At 53.7% G+C, this 201-nt stretch carries 1 pseudogene; it reads right to left on the reverse strand.

Annotated elements, in window-relative coordinates:
- Positions 1 to 201: pseudogene (locus FDX22_RS20950) on the reverse strand (ABC-F family ATPase); the annotation flags it as partial.

Consider the following 201-nt stretch of genomic DNA (forward strand, 5'->3'; position numbering starts at 1 on the left):
AAGCGGCTGACGAAGGATTGCAGATCGGCAATCTGTGCTTTCTTCTTGGCGTTATCGGCCAGCAGACGTTCACGCGCCTGGGTTGCCGCCGTCATGTATTCGTCGTAGTTACCCGGATAAACACGCAGTTCGCCATAGTCCAGATCCGCCATGTGTGTACAGACCATGTTCAGGAAGTGACGGTCGTGCGAAATGATGATC

The sequence above is a fragment of the Citrobacter sp. TBCS-14 genome (assembly GCF_005280805.1).
GTDB classification, from domain to species: domain Bacteria; phylum Pseudomonadota; class Gammaproteobacteria; order Enterobacterales; family Enterobacteriaceae; genus Citrobacter; species Citrobacter gillenii.